At 36.3% G+C, this 17,787-nt stretch carries 13 protein-coding genes; 8 read left to right on the forward strand and 5 right to left on the reverse strand.

Annotation, left to right across the window (positions count from 1 at the left end; all coding sequences use genetic code 11):
* The first annotated feature begins 152 nt into the window (after nucleotides 1–152).
* The 8 genes from DIT68_RS11600 to DIT68_RS11635 all read left to right on the forward strand — a co-directional run bounded on the left by DIT68_RS11600 (nucleotide 153) and on the right by DIT68_RS11635 (nucleotide 11,956).
* Nucleotides 153–2,648 carry a S8 family serine peptidase gene (locus DIT68_RS11600; protein ID WP_158276177.1) on the forward strand — a complete coding sequence of 832 codons (2,496 nt, stop codon included), beginning with the start codon at nucleotides 153–155 and terminating at the stop codon, nucleotides 2,646–2,648.
* A 61-nt stretch (nucleotides 2,649–2,709) separates the two neighbouring features.
* The gene (locus DIT68_RS11605; RefSeq protein WP_109359973.1) at nucleotides 2,710–3,153 is read left to right on the forward strand and encodes a DUF5606 family protein; all 444 of its coding nucleotides are present in this window, start codon (nucleotides 2,710–2,712) and stop codon (nucleotides 3,151–3,153) included.
* Nucleotides 3,154–3,221: 68 nt separating this feature from the next.
* Nucleotides 3,222–4,931, forward strand: coding sequence for a M3 family oligoendopeptidase (locus tag DIT68_RS11610; RefSeq protein ID WP_109359974.1), 1,710 nt, complete (start codon nucleotides 3,222–3,224; stop codon nucleotides 4,929–4,931).
* Nucleotides 4,932–5,181: 250 nt separating this feature from the next.
* Complete coding sequence (locus tag DIT68_RS11615; protein WP_109359975.1) at nucleotides 5,182–6,315, forward strand: histidine kinase dimerization/phosphoacceptor domain -containing protein; 1,134 nt, start codon at nucleotides 5,182–5,184, stop codon at nucleotides 6,313–6,315.
* A gap of 547 nt (nucleotides 6,316–6,862) precedes the next feature.
* Complete coding sequence (locus tag DIT68_RS11620; RefSeq protein WP_109359976.1) at nucleotides 6,863–7,690, forward strand: hypothetical protein; 828 nt, start codon at nucleotides 6,863–6,865, stop codon at nucleotides 7,688–7,690.
* Between the two features lie 522 nt (nucleotides 7,691–8,212).
* Nucleotides 8,213–9,745: a carbon-nitrogen hydrolase family protein gene (locus DIT68_RS11625; RefSeq protein ID WP_109359977.1), complete on the forward strand. Its 1,533-nt coding sequence runs from the start codon at nucleotides 8,213–8,215 to the stop codon at nucleotides 9,743–9,745.
* Between the two features lie 22 nt (nucleotides 9,746–9,767).
* Nucleotides 9,768–10,862 carry a mechanosensitive ion channel family protein gene (locus DIT68_RS11630; RefSeq protein ID WP_109359978.1) on the forward strand — a complete coding sequence of 365 codons (1,095 nt, stop codon included), beginning with the start codon at nucleotides 9,768–9,770 and terminating at the stop codon, nucleotides 10,860–10,862.
* Nucleotides 10,859–11,956, forward strand: a complete 1,098-nt coding sequence (locus DIT68_RS11635) for a serine hydrolase domain-containing protein (RefSeq protein WP_109359979.1) — start codon at nucleotides 10,859–10,861, stop codon at nucleotides 11,954–11,956. Before DIT68_RS11630 ends, DIT68_RS11635 begins: the two co-directional genes overlap by 4 nt.
* A gap of 194 nt (nucleotides 11,957–12,150) precedes the next feature.
* Here DIT68_RS11635 and DIT68_RS11640 read toward each other — a convergent pair whose 3' ends face one another.
* From DIT68_RS11640 to DIT68_RS11660, 5 genes are all read right to left on the reverse strand, one after another.
* Nucleotides 12,151–12,723, reverse strand: coding sequence for a PhnA domain-containing protein (locus DIT68_RS11640; protein ID WP_109359980.1), 573 nt, complete (start codon nucleotides 12,721–12,723; stop codon nucleotides 12,151–12,153).
* A gap of 282 nt (nucleotides 12,724–13,005) precedes the next feature.
* Nucleotides 13,006–13,389 (reverse strand): hypothetical protein, encoded by a 384-nt coding sequence (locus tag DIT68_RS11645; RefSeq protein WP_109359981.1) that lies wholly within the window; start codon nucleotides 13,387–13,389, stop codon nucleotides 13,006–13,008.
* Nucleotides 13,386–13,931: a hypothetical protein gene (locus DIT68_RS11650; RefSeq protein WP_109359982.1), complete on the reverse strand. Its 546-nt coding sequence runs from the start codon at nucleotides 13,929–13,931 to the stop codon at nucleotides 13,386–13,388. Before DIT68_RS11650 ends, DIT68_RS11645 begins: the two co-directional genes overlap by 4 nt.
* A gap of 549 nt (nucleotides 13,932–14,480) precedes the next feature.
* Nucleotides 14,481–16,535: a dipeptidyl-peptidase 3 family protein gene (locus tag DIT68_RS11655; protein ID WP_109359983.1), complete on the reverse strand. Its 2,055-nt coding sequence runs from the start codon at nucleotides 16,533–16,535 to the stop codon at nucleotides 14,481–14,483.
* A 364-nt stretch (nucleotides 16,536–16,899) separates the two neighbouring features.
* Nucleotides 16,900–17,778 (reverse strand): bifunctional 5,10-methylenetetrahydrofolate dehydrogenase/5,10-methenyltetrahydrofolate cyclohydrolase, encoded by an 879-nt coding sequence (locus DIT68_RS11660; protein WP_109359984.1) that lies wholly within the window; start codon nucleotides 17,776–17,778, stop codon nucleotides 16,900–16,902.
* Between the last annotated feature and the right edge of the window lie 9 nt (nucleotides 17,779–17,787).

Below are 17,787 nucleotides of genomic sequence, written 5' to 3' on the forward strand. Positions count from 1 at the left end.
TACCCGTTGAAATTAACGCAAAAGTTGAAATTAATCCACAATTTTACGATATTTATTGTTTGTAAGACGATTTTCGTCTCTTAATAGGTCAAATACTTAAACAAATGGTATTCCAAAAAATTATATTCTGCGTATTCTTAGTACTAAGTCCCATGGCTGTTCTTTCCCAAAAGTTAGGCTTTAAGGAAGTTGCAGAGAAAAATCCCAATTTAAAAATTCCTTTTACGCTTGAAAATACAAACGAAAATAGAGGCTTTTTAGAAAGGGAAGGTATTGTTATTAAAAGAAAAACAGACAATTGGATCTATATTACAGCATCTGCCGCTTGGATTTCGAGAAACTTGAAAGCAAAGAAAATCAATGATTTTTACTTCGAATATGCTCCGCCCTCTTTACTAGATGATACCGCACGTGTGATGCACGATGTAGATCCCGTGCACAACGGCAACACTCCTCTCATCGACAGTTATACTGGAAAAGGTGTGATTATTGGCTTGGTCGATGCTGGATTAGACCATACACACCCCGATTTTACAGATGTCTATGGAAACAACAGAGTTATTCGCTATTGGGATCAGTCCGTAACTAACCCTACAAACTCTCCTGCGCCCTATAATTATGGGCAAATATGGTACGCCAATGAAATTCAAAATGGAACAATCACAAGCAATGAAGAGTCTGGTGGTCATGGTTCCTCTGTAACGGGTATTTGCGCTGGAAACGGATTGGCCAACGGAAAAAATAAAGGAATGGCTCCTGAGGCGGATATTATATTCGTTGAGACTAATTTTAACCTACCCAATTGGACATTAACAGTAGCTGATGCTTGTGACTTTATTTTTAAGGTAGCCGACAGCTTGAACAAACCCGCTGTGATCAATTTAAGCGTTGGAAGTTACTTAGGTAGCCATGATGGTAAAGATCCCGCAGCAGAATTAATGGATGTTTTGCTCAGCGAAAAAAATGGACGAATTATCATTTGCGCAGCAGGAAATTCTGGAAATACGGAAGATTATCACGCCCAGCAAACGATGAATGTCAGCGATACAAATTTTATTTGGTTTGAAAATAATCCCAATGGAAATCTGGGAAACAATACAGCTTTTTTCGATTTATGGTCTGATGTTTCCGACGCACAATTCAGTTATTCCTTTGGTGCAAATAGACCCGGACCTTCTTATGCCAATGCAGCAGAGACCGTTTATCGTTTCGCGCAAATAAATGTTGGAACCCCTATCTTTGACACCTTATACAGCAGCAACGGAGATAGAATAGCCACTTTAGAAATTTACACAGAATATGTTGCAGGAAATTATCACTTACAAGGCTTTTTCTCCAACATCGACTCAACGGATTACCTCATGCGCTTTAGCACAACAGGAGCAGGAAAATACGATCTTTGGAGTGGCGCTTGGATGGGATTGAGCAAAATTGTAAAAACGATTCCTACAACGCTCGAATATCCGCCCATCGTTAATTATGTTTCTCCTGACAATGCACAGAGTATTGTTTCTTCATGGAATTGTTCGCCGAATGTGATTTCAGTTGCCAACTTAAGGGGAAGATTAGGGCACATTACAAATGCGGGAACGCAATACTATCCGGGTGACATGACCACTCCAGGGAATATTTCACCCACCTCAAGCCGCGGACCTTCAAGAGATGGTGTAACTAAACCCGACATTAGTGCAGCAGGCGATGTAACTTTGGGGAGTGCGCCAATGTTTATGGTCGGAAATCCAGCCTTTGATACACAACTTGGTGTAGGAGGTTTTCACCTCAGAAATGGAGGTACTTCTATGGCCTCTCCTGTCGTTGCCGGAATTGCAGCCCTTTATTTGGAAAGATGCAAAAACAGCTCGTCGGCAGAATTTATGAATGACTTATTCGCAACAGCGGAGAGTGATTTGTTTACAGGAAGTACGCCAAATAACAGATTTGGTTATGGAAAGGTGAATGCTTTTGACTTATTAACCTATAAAAACGGAAATCTTCAAATTTTAGGAGATTCTGCAATTTGTCAAATGCCAGTGCAACTCACCGCTAATATATCAATGCAAAATTATGAATGGTCAACAGGTGCGCTTTCACCAGAAATAATCGTTTCGCAGCCAGACACCATTTCCTTAAGTGGAAGAGATCAGCAAGCTTGTAAGATTTATTCCGACACCCTCATTATAGTGCAAGGAAGTCCCTTACAAAATCCGACGATTCAGCAGTTAGGAAATTCCCTGATTTCTAGTAATGCCCCAAATTATCAATGGTACTTGAACGACAACCCCATAAATGGCGCTACTTTACAAACCTACACTCCCGCAGAAATAGGTTATTATAGCGTTGCTGTCCAAGGGCCAGATAATTGTAAAAGTTTTTCTAACGCTTTGGAATGGACATTGAATATTGAAAAAGAACATAAAGCGGACATACAATTGTATCCTAACCCAGCCAAAAACTCTTTTAATATTCATGCAAAAGGCACAATTATTCGAGGAATTGTGATTACTTCAGCAACAGGGCAAATAATTAAATCTCAACAAACAAATAATTCAAAAATACAAGTAGAAATAGGTACTTTATCCAGTGGTGCTTACCTCATAAAAATAGAAACAGAGTATGGAAGTAAAGTCTTACCGTTTTTTAAACAATAGTAAGGCTTGAATTATTATATTCTTTCTATTTTTGACAATCTAAAAAAACAATAGATTATATATGGATTTATCAGGAGTAATTTCGATTTCAGGAAAACCTGGATTATTTAAAGTAGTAGCGCAATCAAAAAACAATATTATTGTTGAATCGTTAATCGATAACAAACGTATACCCGCTTATTCTACTGATCGTATTTCGGCATTAGAAGATATTAGCATTTACACTTATGAAGAAGATGTTCCTTTAAAGCAGGTTTACATAAGCTTGGCTAAAAAGGAAGACTGTAAAGCAGGTCCATCTCATAAAGAAAGCTTAAATAAACTAACTGCTTATCTAGAAGAAATTCTCCCAGACTACGATCAAGATCGCGTTTATCCTTCTGATATCAAAAAGTTGTTCCAGTGGTATAACATTCTTCAAAAAGCAGGATTAATCACTTTGGAAGAAGAGAAAGAAGAGGTAAAAGAGGAAGAAACAAAAGAAGTTAAGGAAGAGAAAAAATAATATATGTAGGGGCGATTTGCAAATCGTCCTTACATTACAATCATTTTTTTTGTAAACCGAACATCACCATGAAAGTTACACGACCAGAAAGAATATTTTTACCAGACAATTTTATTATTGATGAGTGGAAAAATGTAGAACCTTATTTTATTGATTTAGAAAATCGTTCTATCGATACTAAGGAAGAATTCGAAAAATGGTTAAAAGACCAAAGTGAGTTAGAATCAGTTATTTCAGAAGATTTAGCGTGGCGCTATATTAAAATGACGATTGATACCAAGGACAAAGAGTTGGCAGACGCCTATGCTTTTTTTGTAAAAGAAATTCAGCCTCATCTTGAGCCCTATTCTTTCCGTTTAAATAAAAAACTGTCTGCTTCCCCATTCAAATCTGAATTTAAGGACGAAGCCTACAAGATTTATTTTAGAGGTGTTGACACAGCAATAAAATTATTTCGTGAAGAAAACATTCCTTTAAACACGGAATTGGCTGAGAAAAGTCAAATTCATGGTGCGGTGAGTGGAGCGCAATCTATCGAACACGACGGTGAGAAAATCACGATGCAAAAAGCGAGCTCTTTATTAAAAGAAAACGACGAGGCATTAAGAAAGTCGGTATTTGATAAAATGGCTGAACGAAGAGCTGAGGACACAGAAAAACTAGACGATTTATTTACGGAACTGATTCAATTGCGTCATAAAGTGGCTACAAATGCGGGATATGATAATTTCCGTGATTATATGTTCGACGAATTGGGGCGTTTCGATTATACAAAAGAAGATTGCTTTGACTTCCATCAGTCCATTAAAGATGAAATTGTTCCTTTGGTGAAGCAATTTAGTCAGAAAAAAGCTGAATTGATGGGCAAAGACAAGCTTAAACCTTGGGATAGTCAAGTTGATCCTTTAGGGAGAGCTCCTTTGAAACCATTTAAAGACGGCAAAGAGTTGTTGAGCAAAACAACAGTTATTTTCGATAAAATAGACCCTTATTTTGGCGATTGTCTCAGAACTATGGATTCCATGGGCTATTTAGATTTAGATTCAAAAGATGGGAAGTCTCCTGGAGGATATAATTATCCTTTATATGAAATTGGTGTTCCGTTCATCTTTATGAATTCTGTGGGTTCTCAAAGGGATTTAATTACAATGATTCACGAAGGTGGTCACGCTATTCAATCTTTCTTGACGAGAGATTTGGAGCTGACATCTTTCAAAAGTTTCCCTTCAGAAATTGCTGAATTGGCATCAATGAGTATGGAAATGCTAACCATGGACTATTGGGACGAATTCTATGACAATCAAGAAGATTTACAAAGAGCGAAAATTGAACAATTAGAAACAGTTTTAGAAGTTTTACCTTGGGTAGCCACAATTGACGAGTTTCAACATTGGATTTACGAAAACCCAACCCATTCGAAAGCAGAAAGAAAAGAAAAATGGATTTCTTTGCTGGACGCGTATGGAACGGGTACTACTGATTGGACAGGTTACGAAGAAGTAAGAGCATACTCATGGCAAAGACAATTGCATTTGTTCGAAGTTCCTTTCTACTATATTGAGTATGGAATGGCGCAATTAGGAGCTTTAGCCATTTGGAAAAACAGTAAAGAGAATTTCGAAAAAACGATAGCAGATTACAAAAAAGCAATGGCTTTAGGCTATACAAAATCGATTCCTGGTGTTTATGAAGAAGCGAATATTACCTTTGATTTTTCGAAGAAGAATATTAAAGAATTGGCGGAATTTGTAGGAGAAGAAATGACAACTTACAGTTAAAGGTTTATAGCCCTTGTGCACTGAAATTTATATCAGCAAAATATTTGGTCTGTACCAAGGCTTGTTTGAAGAGAGAAATGTATTTCATTTTTGTTCAAATTTCTGACTTTTCATGCTGCAGAATCTCGGCCTTTGAAAGAGAACTTTACATCTTCAAGTAGCGTTTAGGTCCCAGTAAAGGTTAGTGATTTATTCATTTGAGTGCATCTTTTTGTGAATAAAAATAAATAATTATCGGTATATTTGACTCATGCGGAATTACTTAAAGTCAATCGAGAAGCTTTCTAAAAGTACAAACATACATAAAGGTGATATTATTGATTTCGCCAAAGAGTTTTTAATAACGGCAACCAAAACAATGGATTGCAGCCGCGGGAGTGTTTGGTTATTTGAAAGTAATCAGACCGAATTAACTTCTCTTATTTCCTATTCTCGTTCTGATCATAAGTTTACTCAACCAGAAGGTTTAGACATCACGCAACTGCCTCGGTATTTTAAATATCTCAAGAAAAATGAAATTATTGTTACCAATGATGCTTTGAACAACCCGCTTACCTCTGAGTTATTACAAAGCTACATCATACCCAACAAGATTACATCAATGGTCGATATACCTATACGGTCAGAGGGAAAAATGATTGGTGTAATTTGCTTCGAGTATCAAGAAACAGAACACTCCTGGACAGAAAACGAACAAATGTTCATAGAGTTCTTGGCCCAGCTATTTGCTCTCGCATTAGAAACAAAAAAGAAAAAGAAATATCAAAATGAACTAGAGAAGACCATCCTACAAAAAGGGATTTTAATTTCGGAAGTGAACCATAGAGTGAAAAACAATATGGCTGTTATCATTAGTTTAATTAATCTACAAAAACAGAAAACAAAAGATGTTTATCACTCTTGGCTATTCGAAGAAATCAACAACAAGGTGCATGCAATGTCCATGATTCAAGAACAACTGAATGCCAAAGGAAATGTAGAAAGTATAAACTTAGGATTGTTTTTAGAAAGATTAATCTCTAGTCTTAACGCATCTTACGGTCAAGACAAGGCAATAGATTTAAAGCTTGAACTAGACACCGTTGCGTTAGACATTTCTAAAGCCATACCCTGTGGCTTAATTGCAAATGAAATACTCACAAACTCATTTAAATATGCTTTTGATTTGAGAAATGAATTTCCTGAGCTTTTGGTTTCTTTGAAAAAGTACAAAGATAGGATTGAATTGAGCTTTAAAGACAACGGTTCAGGTTTTGATATTGAAACACCACATTCTGGTATGGGCATAGAATTAATTAAAGATTTATCCGAACAAATAGACGCTAAAATGTCTATACATACCGATAATGGAGTGGAGATCAAGCTTCGCTTTCCTATTACTTAGACCAGTAAAAGAAAGTCACCAACATCCGTGGAAGGCCATTAGAAAATAATAAAGCCTCATTCTAAATCGCTATTATCCAATTAAAGTAAATCGTTTGGTGTGAGTTATAAGCAATCAAAAGGACGCAGCTCATTTCATAAGTTTCATGCATACTTTTCTCGGGGCTATAAAATCGAATCGTCATCAGTGATGAAAGGTAAAAGCTTTTTCCCTGCATGATGAAAAAATCAAGCGAAAAGTAGGACTGCTAAGAGGACAACAAGTATATAATTTTTCAACAGTGGAGTTTAATTGTTGTAATACAGTTCTCTTTCAAAATAAACTCCAAGCACTAGCTTTTTAGTCCTGATCAAAGACTAAGACTAAAAAGAGAAAACCAATACAACGTGCTGATTTTAAACACTTTAAAACGATGACCTATGTCATACAGAATCATGATATAAGTCAGTCCGAAAAAAATATTTAAACTACTTTATGTCAGTAGATTTGTAGTACTAATTAGTAGGCGCGCATAACAAAAATCATATATTAACTAAAACTTAGAATCATGTTAAAAACAAGTGTAAATTTTTTGATCTTTATTTTAATGAGCTCTTTCATGTGGGCTCAAGCTCCAACTCAAGAATGTGTATCGTTTAGAGATGGCTTTGAGAAATTTCCTTTACCGGGAAAAGGTGAAATCACGTTGAACAGTGGTGAAACTATCGAAGGTGAATTCAAACAGGGAATGACCATTAAAATGAATAAATGGCAATGGCATGGAAAAGATGGTAATCTTCACGAAATCAAAGAGGTTGATGTAAATCGCGTAGTTTTTTATCCAGATATGCAATTTGTTGATCAGGATATAACAGTAGATGTAAACATCAGCATAGGAGACAAAAATCTATCACAAGTAGTGGATAAAGATCTTCCTTATGACATTCCTCAATTCTCGACATTTGATAAAGAAGAGCACTACAAGCCTGTAATACTGGAAAGGGTGATAACAGATATCTCTAAAAAAGGTAAAGAGAAGTCGAAACTAATGGTTTTGGTAAACAATGGATTTGATGCCAAATACAAGGTATATGTAGACCTTGGAGGAGCTAGACAACTTACTTTTGGACAAGATGTTACAATGGTATCAATGGTAAAAGGAGGTGGAGAAATGGGAAGTTACTATGATGCTTTCCGCGTAGTAAAGCAAGGCGAAAAAATGAGTCAACTCATTAAAAAGCCAGGAATGGTTTCTTTCTTAATCGGAGGATTTAGAAATAAAGAATTTGTTCAACTATTTGGCGACAATCCTGAGTTTATGGCTTGCTATCCAAAGTCAATGAAAAGAAAATTCAAATATACTCCTGAGTTTTTCTGGGTATACAACCACAAATAGAGTTCCCTTTCCATAAAGGAACTTTGAAAAGTGAAAAATGAATTTTGCTTTTGACTGAGAGAGAAAACGATGAAAAAAAAATTATCGTTTTCTCTTTTTTTATTCAAGTTAATACCTTTCAGATACTTTACCCGCAAATAAATCTAAGCAATCACCTGATTAAGCGGTGAATTAACAAAGTGCTTCAGAGAATAAAAAACTGATTTTTATGATGTTCACATCAAGGATGTCAAGGTAAATAGTTTTAGAGGTAAAAATCAGGACTTGGAAGCATCTCTTCTGATCCATTTATTATCGAAACTCTTTACAAGAACAGACAAATAGGGTGAACTATAATGTTTATTGTGATTTAAATGGATAACCTTACCTTCTTTTTCTATTGATTTTATAACTCAGAATAACACATGAGTTTAAATTATCACGCGATATATCAACCCTCCATAAGCACGTTAAAAATTAACAACTAGAATCATCAATCTCAAAGATTAATCCTAATTTTACTTTCTTATTTTAATAAGAAAAATGAAAGTAGAAGACATCGATAACATTACCCTAAAATATTTGGACATTGATGATTATCAAGAGTTAAAAGACGTAATGGTTTCCTCCTATCCCAACTTGGAAATGTATTGGAAAGAAAGTCATATTGAGAAATTATTGACGCTTTTTCCTGAGGGACAAGTTGTAGTAAAAATCAACGGAGAATTGGCCGGTTGTGCGCTGTCTATTATTGTAGATTATGATTTATATGACGACAATCACACCTACAAAGACATTACAGCAAACGAAACTTTTTCTTCACACAATCCTGACGGAGATGTTTTGTATGGAATTGATGTTTTCATTAAACCTGAATTTCGTGGTTTAAGATTGGGTCGACGTTTATATGACTACCGAAAAGAATTAACAGAGAAATTAAATCTAAAAGGAATTGCTTTTGGAGGGAGAATTCCAAATTATCATAAATTCCAAAATGAATTAACGCCAAAACAATATATTGAGAAGGTAAGAAACAAAGAAATTCATGATTCTGTATTGAATTTTCAGATTTCTAATGACTTCTTTCCAACCAAAGTTTTGAAAAACTACCTTAAAGGAGATGTAGATTCTAATGATTATGCTGTTTTATTAGAATGGCGAAACATTTATTATGAAAAACCATCAAAAAAGGCCGCATCTAAGAAAACCGTTGTTCGTTTGGGCTTGGTTCAATGGCAAATGAGACCTTACAAAGACACTGAAACATTCTTTGAACAGTGTGAATTTTTCATTAGTTCCTTAGCTGGTTATCGTTCAGATTTTGCGCTATTCCCTGAGCTTTTCAACGCTCCATTAATGGGGAATGACAATCATTTATCAGAAGCAGATGCCATTCGTGCCTTGGCGGAATTCACCCAAGAAATAGTCGATAAATTCTCAAGTTTTGCCATTTCCTATAATATCAATATTATTACGGGAAGCATGCCAGAAATGATAGACGGTGTGCTTTACAATGTTGGCTATTTGTGTCGCCGAGATGGAAGCTTGGAGCGCTATGAAAAAATTCACATTACGCCAAACGAGGTGAAATACTGGGGAATGAAAGGTGGTGATAAAATCAAAGTTTTTGATACGGATTGCGGAAAAATTGGTATATTAATCTGTTATGATTCTGAATTCCCAGAATTAGGTAGATTGTTGGCAGACCAAGGAATGGAAATACTTTTTGTACCTTTCTTAACAGATACACAAAACGGCTATTCCCGTGTTAGACATTGTTCGCAAGCCAGAGCAATAGAAAACGAGTGCTATGTAGCCATTGCTGGAAGCGTAGGAAACTTACCGAATGTACACAACATGGATATTCAATATGCGCAATCCATGGTATTTACACCCTGTGATTTTGCCTTTCCCACGAATGGTGTAAAAGCAGAAGCCACTCCAAACTCAGAAATGATTTTGATTGCAGATGTTGACTTAGATTTGTTGCGTGAACTAAATGAATTTGGAAGTGTTCGTAATTTGAAAGACCGAAGAACAGACTTATTTGAGTTAAAAAAGAAAGTAGCTAAATAGAATTTTAATAAATAAATAAATCATGAATGAGTTTTTTGAAGACTACCAGTATGAAATAATTTACATTATCGTTACAATTATTTCTGTTGTTGCATTGCGATTTCTCACCACTTTTATTCAAAAAAGGGCCTTAAAAAGAAGTGTCGAAAAACTTCATTATCAAAGTGACGGAACCCTAAAAACCGTAAGGCGAATATTAAACACCTTGTGGTTAGTTTTGGGAATCATTGCTATTGCATTGCTCTTTGTTTCTCCTGAAGTCAACAAAACTTTAATCGACAACTCAAAATTCATAATTTACAGTGCAATTGTAACGATTTCCACCGTTGTTCTTGCTTCCACCACAAACAAATGGTTTAAGTGGAAAGTGAATAAAAAGAACGATGAACATGACGATCCCACAAGTTTAAAGTTTCTTCGATACATTGCTATTGGGGCTATTTATACGACAGGAGTATTGCTGATTTTATTGGTACTGCCTGGATTTAAAGGAGTAGCACAAACTGTTCTAGGAGGTGCAGGGGTAATCGCCGTAATTGCGGGGATTGCCTCGCAAGAAGCCCTTGGAAACATCGTGAGTGGACTTTTTATCGTTTCTTTTAAACCTTTTAGAATTGGCGACATTATCAAAATAGAAGGTGGAATGGCAGGAACAGTAACTGATATTACCTTGCGACATACCGTGATTCAAAATTTCGAAAATCAAATGATTGTTGTACCGAACTCTGTCATTAACAAAGAGAAATTAGTCAATTACAATTCCGTCGATAAACGTATTTGTGTACGCTTAGAAATTGGAATTTCTTATGAAAGCGATATTGATTTAGCCAGAAAAATAATGAATGAGGAATGTGAAAAGCACCCGTTGATCATTGAGAAAAGAACCCTAAAAGAGATAAAAGATAATGTTCCAAAAGTGAGGGTTAAAGTGGTTCAACTTGCCGAGTATTCGGTAATTCTAAGAGCTTATGCCTGGACTGCCAATCCTGATGATGGCTGGGATTTGCGCTATGACTGCTTAGAAAGTATCAAAAAAAGATTCGACAAGGAAGGTATTCAAATTCCCTTTCCTCAACAATATATTCATTTTAAATCCCCATTAAAAACCGAAGAATGAGACTCTTTTACTATTCGATTATAACACTTTTAATTTTCAGCTTTAGTTCCTGCAAGGTGGGTCGATTTTTTGTGCACAATGTGGCCAACATTACCGATCATAAAATTTTCCCTAACCACCTGATTGAAAATGGAGATTCTGTCTTTTATTTTACTGAAGGAAGAGAGAAAAAGCCAAAAACCATTGAAGTAAACCAACAAGAAGTGGAATTTGAAGCGTTTTTAAAGGATCAAAAAACAGTATCTTTTTTAGTAATTAAAAATGATTCATTAATCTATGAACGTTATTTCAAGAACTACGGGGAGGAGGATATTGTTGCTTCATTCTCAATGGCGAAATCTGTAATTTCCATTCTAATTGGAATTGCAATAGACGAAGGAAAAATCGTGTCAGTAGATGAACCTGTCACAAATTACATTCCTGAATTAGCGAAAAATGGCTTTGATAAAGTAACGATAAAGCACCTGTTACAAATGACTTCTGGATTGGATTATAACGAAGGTTATTTCAATCCCTTTGGAAATGTAGCCTCGTTTTATTACGGAACAAAATTACGAAAAGAGACCATTAATTTGAAGTTAAAACAAGAACCTGGAACCAAATTCGAGTACCTGAGTGGAAACACACAAATTTTAGGTTTAATCCTGGAGCGTGCGCTAAAAGACAAAACTATTTCCAAATACCTAGAGGAAAAGCTCTGGATTCCTTTGGGAATGGAATATGATGCAAGTTGGAGCACAGATAAAAAGAAAGATGGAATTGAAAAAACCTTTTGTTGCTTAAACGCAAGGGCCAAAGATTTCGCCAAGATTGGGCGTTTGTATCTCAACAAGGGTAACTGGAACGGTAAACAAATTGTTTCGGAAGAATGGGTGAAAGAATCCACAAAAGTAGATCGCTCAGACGGCAGCGTTCGTTTTTACCAATATCAGTGGTGGCTTCCTTCAGAAGATGGAGATTTTATGGCCCGAGGAATTTTGGGACAATACATTTATGTGCACCCCGAAAAAAACCTCATCATTGTTAGATTAGGTAAAAATGAAGGCAAAGTGAGTTGGTTTAGTGTTTTGCCAGTGATAGGGAAAGCTTATTGAGCAAGCTGTCACGAGATTAAATCCAGTCACGAGAAAAAATCTCGCGACAGCATAAAAAAAATCTCGCGACAGCATGGGGCACTGAGCTTGTCGAATGTGGCGCTTGTATTTTTTAAATCCAAGGAGTTGACATCGGTCAATGGCTGATTTAAAAAATATAAGCAACGCCGAGAATGAGATTTATAATCCAAAAATTAGGATTTCTTTACGAATTGGGTGAGTATCACGATCTGCTGACCATCAACTCTTCCTTCAATGTGATTGGCATTATCGCGATCCAAAGAGATACGTCTAACGGCAGTTCCGCGTTTAGCGATCATGCTTGATCCTTTTACCGGAAGATCTTTGATTAAAACCACAGAATCTCCTGCTTCAAGCACTACTCCGTTACTGTCTTTGTGAACTATTTTTTCTTCTTCATCGTCCGAAGCTCCTTCTTTCGCCCAGGCTAATGTTTCGTCTTCGAGGTACATCATATCAATTAAATCTGCGGGCCAACCTTCTGCACGCAATTGATTTAGCATTCTCCAAGCTACAACTTTTACGGCTTCAACTTCACTCCACATGCTATCGTTCAAACATCTCCAGTGATTCGGCTTAACTTTCTCAGGGTCGTTGAGTTGAGTATTGCAAGTTGCACAAACTAAAATAGAATTTTCTTCGCTTTCTGTGTCGCGTGGTGGAACAGTATAAACCGTTAAATCGTTTTTCGAAGCACACAATTCACATTGATTGTTACTTCTTTCTTGAAGTTTTTCTTGAATCATTTTATTGGTATTTTAAAAATGCAAAGTTAGTTTAATATTGGGAAGATTAACCGCAAAGATGCAGGAGGTTTGCGCAATGGTCGCAGAGAGAGAAAAAGGAGTGAAAAGAAATGAATAATGCTTAACGGGAACGTTACCAGCTATTTAATATACTACAATAAAAAGTACTCTCTTTAACCAGGCCAGATCCTTCCAGAGTTAAAAATTAAGATTTTCAACCCTGGTCAGGATGACAGTTGTAGGCGCTGGGAAGCAAGTGAGAGGGGAAAGGCATTAAATGAATTATTTTTTTCTCAATAAAGAAATCGCCCATACTGGTAAAAAACACAAAGCTGCAGTTGTTCCTAAAGCTCCTCCAAATCCATCGAAAAATGGAGAAGTGAACAAATAAATAAATGTAAAGAGTAAGCCAGCAATACCAATTAAAAAATAGGATGAAAGCACTTTATTGGAAGCCATTCCTATGAATGCTGCACCGTAAAATATAACTGGTGATTCTGTGAAAAAAAGAGCAGGCAGATAAGTTTCGAAAGGTAAAATTATGAGTGCGAAAATCAAAGAAGGCAAGGCTGAACCCACAACAATTCCCATTTTGAAGTTGTTATTCAAGACGAAAGCTACAAGTGCTGCAAGCGCTCCAACAAGGTATAATGATAATACGATCATCTTAACATAAATAATAAAACAGTGGCTAAAACACCGGAAAAGGCAACAGAACCTAGCTTTCCTCCGTACCCAATTAGCAGACCTCTTGTGTAAATGTAGAAAACTCCTGAAATTGCACTAGCGATAAAAATATAATAGATTTCATCGAAAAGAGATGTGCTGGCCATTCCCACAAAAGTTCCACAATACATAGCTATTGCAACAGATTTCAACTGTTCGGAAGAAGGTTTAATATAACGCAATAATCCACCCACAAGTCCTACAGCTGCAGAGGCGATAACTGCTCCCCATCCCAAATAATTATTCAGATAGAAAGTCAGCAAGCTCCCAATAACTAAAGTAAGAAACTCTAATAAATTTCCTTGTGCATTGAATTTTTCTCGAAAAAGTTTTGTGTAGCTAAACAGCAATAGCCCCAATATGATTAGAAATAAAACTACAGAAAAATTAAAATGAGTAGTATCTATGACACATTTCAATAGGAAGAAAACATGCAAAAAAAGAAATAATGCATAGCCAATGATGGAAGAATTTTTTCGCATAGGTGGGCAAAGATAGTTGGATTTTTAAAATACAAAAGCTACCACACAAAATTGCGTGGTAGCAACTGCCACCACGAGATAAAATCTCGGAATAACAGTTTAGAAAAAGGATTAGAATCAAAAAAGTGGGATAATAAATAACAATTGAAAATGGTACTCTCTTTAATTTGACAAGGTCCTTCCATCGTTGAAAATCATAATTTTCAAGGATGATCAGGATGACAGTTGTGGAAATTAGAGGGCAAACGAGGGAGAAAAACAAAAGCACTCTGACGCTTTTGTTTTTTTCCCTCGTTTGAAATATGCCCGAACCCAATGCCATCCTGAAGAAAATTTCTTTTTCAATTTGTTGAAATAGAAATTTACGAAGGATCTTGTCAGCTCATCGCTTAATCTCAGCTACCAAAAGATTTTACCTCGAGATCTGATTTATACACCGCATATTACCCAATTAGCAAATGTTTAAAACTAAAAAAAGCTACCCTTTCCACAAATTTATAAAGATGTGGAAGCAAGTAGCTTTTTTAATTGGCATTCTCTTATATCCTTCTACTTCAAGAAGCTATACTCTTTAGCGTATTCCAACATTTGCTCTTTAAAACTAGAAACATAGTTGATTTTAATATCGGTAATATTTCCATCTTCATCCATTTCTGGAACCAAAACAGGATTTACAAACCCGCTATATGGGGGAATGTTCATTGGTTTAACACGTTCTAAGACCTCGGCATGAATTTCTTGATTTATATTTACAGCATAAGTTTCAATCAAGTTTTTACCTGCTTCGAAATCACCTTCAGATTTTATGCGCTGAATTTCTCTCAACAATTCCCCAAACAAAGCTTGTAGTGCCTTGTAATCACGAATCTTGAAATAGGTTTTCCCGTCTTCTTGAATCTTCTCAATTACATTGTTTTCCTTGCCTTTCTCATAAACCCAGGAAGCTACCAACTGACGATTTCTCATGTGAGATTGCTCGATGTTTTTACCCAATTCAACACGTTGTAATTGCGTCATCAAACCGTTTCTTAAATAAGCGTCATATTCCGCTTTTCCGACCTCTAAAGATTCCACTAAACCATATTCAATTAATTTCTCATCCATTAAGAAATAAAGAGAAACTAAATCAGCACGCGCTTCTTCCAATGCACTTGCATAATTTTTTAGGGTTTCCTTTGGTGTTCCAACTCCAGGATTCAATTGACCACTCGCATGTCCAACGACCTCGTGAAGGGAAGTGTGCAATCGAGATGCTTTTGCACCATACTTTTTAGCACGCTCTAGTTCTTCATCATCATAAGTAAACTCTTTAAGCATAGAACCTCCAGCAGCATTTTCGTAGGCTTCAACAATATTTCCTAAACTTACCGACTTCGAACCGTGTTCTGCACGAATCCAATCTGCATTTGGCAAATTTACTCCAATTGGCGTAGAAGGAGAAGCGTCTCCAGCCTCACCTATAACATTCACCACTTTGTAAGTTACCCCTTTAACATTTGCTTTTTTATGTTCGTCCATGATTGAAGAATTGTCCTCAAACCATTGTACATTTTCTTCCAAAACCTTCATTTGTTCTGAAGCTTCGAAGTCTTTCATTTGAACAATTGTTTCGTAAGTTGCTCTGTATCCTTTGGCATCACCATAAACTTCGATAAATCCATTGATGTAGTCAATGTCTCCATCAGTCGCTTCTACCCATGCAATGCTGTAGGCATCCCAATCTTTTAAATCACCAGTTTCATAATATTTCACCAATAATTTAAGCGCATCGCGTTGAGCGTCATTCTCAGCTACTTCCGCTGCCTTCTCTAACCAGTAAGCTACCTTCTCAAGCGCTGGGCCGTACATTCCTCCAATTTTCCAAGTCACTTCCTCTAATTCCCCATTGTCGTTTAAAATCATTTTTGAATTTAAACCGTAAGAAATTGGAGTTTTATCATTTGGATCTTTGATTTTAGCATAATACTCATCTACCATTTTTTCGGTAACCCCTTCACCATAAAAGTTGTTGGCGCTTCCTTTGATAATTCCCTTTGAAGCATCCAAGTTTACTCCTTTTGCATCCACATTTGGATCAAAAATAGCTTCTAAGGCTTCATCGCTAAGTTTAGTATCTGTTTCAGCCAATAGAGTATTGAAATATTCTTTATCAAATTCAGGTTGAAATTTATCTTTTGAATAATGGTGGTGAATTCCATTAGCAAACCAAACTTGTTTCGTGTATTGCAAAAACTTGTTCCAATTTTCACTTTCTTCTCCTTCATGATTCGCAACAATATGATCTAGCGCTTTACGAATTTCAAGATTGTGTTTGTAATTTTGGTCGTAAATAATATCTCGCCCGCTTAAACCTGCTTGCGTGAGATAATAAGCCAATTTCTTTTGGTCAAGCGTAAGCTTATCAAAACCGTTAATTTTATAACGAAGTACACGAATATCCGCAAAGCGATCTGCTTCCCATTCAAAAGCTTCGTTATCTTGTTTTTCGGTTTGCTCAACAGGCTCCTTTTCTGTTTTTGTCTGACTTTCGTTTTGACCACATGAAAATAAAACTCCTGCAGCAATTGCTCCCACTACTAAACGGGAATTAATAGTTTTTTTCATTCTCTCTTTTTTTTGAAAACCTAAATTAAGAATAATATCCTAATAGATAGGATTTACTGAAGGAGAATAAAATAGACAGAGAGGGAGAGGGAATAGGTAAGAGAAGAATTACGCAAAGCGCTGCACTGAGCCTGCCGAATGTGGTTCGCAAAGGGGCAAAGATTCGCAGAGAAAAAAAGAGAAGGAAAATGAGGATTGATTACTTTTCATACGAGTACTTCTACTTTAACGATAACAAAAAGTATTCTGATCAAGCTTTAATGGAATGAGAAACTGAATCCTTTAACGAAATCGCCATTCGAAATCGCCTCAACCTGTGCCAATTTTTATCGGTAAACTCTCTACTCTCCCGCAACACTTTAAATCATTTCTGATTTATTTCCATTGCTTTTAAAGTATTCATCATCAAAGAAACAATCGTCATTGGACCTACTCCACCCGGAACTGGCGTAATGAAAGAAGCTTTTTCAGAAACACTTTCGAAGTCTACATCACCCACAATTCTGTAACCGCTTTTCTTTGAAGCATCTTCAAGGCGTGTAATTCCAACATCCATCACCACAACACCTTCTTTTACCATATCTGCGGTAAGGAAATTTGGTTTTCCAATTGCTGAAATAATGATATCTGCTTGCAACAACAATTCTTTCAAGTTTTTAGTGCGCGAATGCGTTAGAGTAACTGTTGAATTTCCAGGATAAGCACTTCTTCCCATCAAAATACTCATAGGAGAACCTACGATATGCGAACGACCAATCACCACACAGTGTTTTCCACAAGTTTCAACATCGTACCTTTTGAAAAGCTCTAACATTCCCGCCGGAGTTGCAGGTAAGAATCCAGGCAAATTCAAAACCATATTTCCTAAGTTCGTTGGGTGAAAACCATCTACGTCCTTTTTAGGGTCTATTGCTAAAGTAATTTTCTTTTCGTCGATGTGTTTTGGAAGTGGCAATTGAACAATAAACCCGTCAATCTCATCATCGTTATTGAGTTCGTGAACCTTTGCCAACAATTCGTCTTCAGTAATGGTATCTTCGAGATGAAACAGTGAACTTTCGAAACCAATTTCTTTACAAGCCCTAACTTTCGCACCAACATAAGTGAGTGAACCACCATCATTACCAACTAAAACTGCTGCTAAATGTGGAATCTTCTGACCTTTTGCTTTTCTTGCTTCAACTGCTTCTGCTAATTCCTGACGAATTGCTTTTGAAGTCTCTTTACCATCTAAAATCTGCATGACGAATAA

It is taken from the genome of Brumimicrobium oceani (assembly GCF_003143775.1).
In the GTDB taxonomy this organism is placed as follows: domain Bacteria; phylum Bacteroidota; class Bacteroidia; order Flavobacteriales_D; family Crocinitomicaceae; genus Brumimicrobium; species Brumimicrobium oceani.

Bases quoted from the DNA above. Each gene is read 5' to 3' on its own strand.
- DIT68_RS11600 (WP_158276177.1), top strand. From the start codon at position 153: ATGGCTGTTCTTTCCCAAAAGTTAGGCTTTAAGGAAGTTGCAGAGAAA.
- DIT68_RS11605 (WP_109359973.1), top strand. From the start codon at position 2,710: ATGGATTTATCAGGAGTAATTTCGATTTCAGGAAAACCTGGATTATTT.
- DIT68_RS11610 (WP_109359974.1), top strand. From the start codon at position 3,222: ATGAAAGTTACACGACCAGAAAGAATATTTTTACCAGACAATTTTATT.
- DIT68_RS11615 (WP_109359975.1), top strand. From the start codon at position 5,182: ATGCGGAATTACTTAAAGTCAATCGAGAAGCTTTCTAAAAGTACAAAC.
- DIT68_RS11620 (WP_109359976.1), top strand. From the start codon at position 6,863: ATGTTAAAAACAAGTGTAAATTTTTTGATCTTTATTTTAATGAGCTCT.
- DIT68_RS11625 (WP_109359977.1), top strand. From the start codon at position 8,213: ATGAAAGTAGAAGACATCGATAACATTACCCTAAAATATTTGGACATT.
- DIT68_RS11630 (WP_109359978.1), top strand. From the start codon at position 9,768: ATGAATGAGTTTTTTGAAGACTACCAGTATGAAATAATTTACATTATC.
- DIT68_RS11635 (WP_109359979.1), top strand. From the start codon at position 10,859: ATGAGACTCTTTTACTATTCGATTATAACACTTTTAATTTTCAGCTTT.
- DIT68_RS11640 (WP_109359980.1), bottom strand. From the start codon at position 12,723: ATGATTCAAGAAAAACTTCAAGAAAGAAGTAACAATCAATGTGAATTG.
- DIT68_RS11645 (WP_109359981.1), bottom strand. From the start codon at position 13,389: ATGATCGTATTATCATTATACCTTGTTGGAGCGCTTGCAGCACTTGTA.
- DIT68_RS11650 (WP_109359982.1), bottom strand. From the start codon at position 13,931: ATGCGAAAAAATTCTTCCATCATTGGCTATGCATTATTTCTTTTTTTG.
- DIT68_RS11655 (WP_109359983.1), bottom strand. From the start codon at position 16,535: ATGAAAAAAACTATTAATTCCCGTTTAGTAGTGGGAGCAATTGCTGCA.
- DIT68_RS11660 (WP_109359984.1), bottom strand. From the start codon at position 17,778: ATGCAGATTTTAGATGGTAAAGAGACTTCAAAAGCAATTCGTCAGGAA.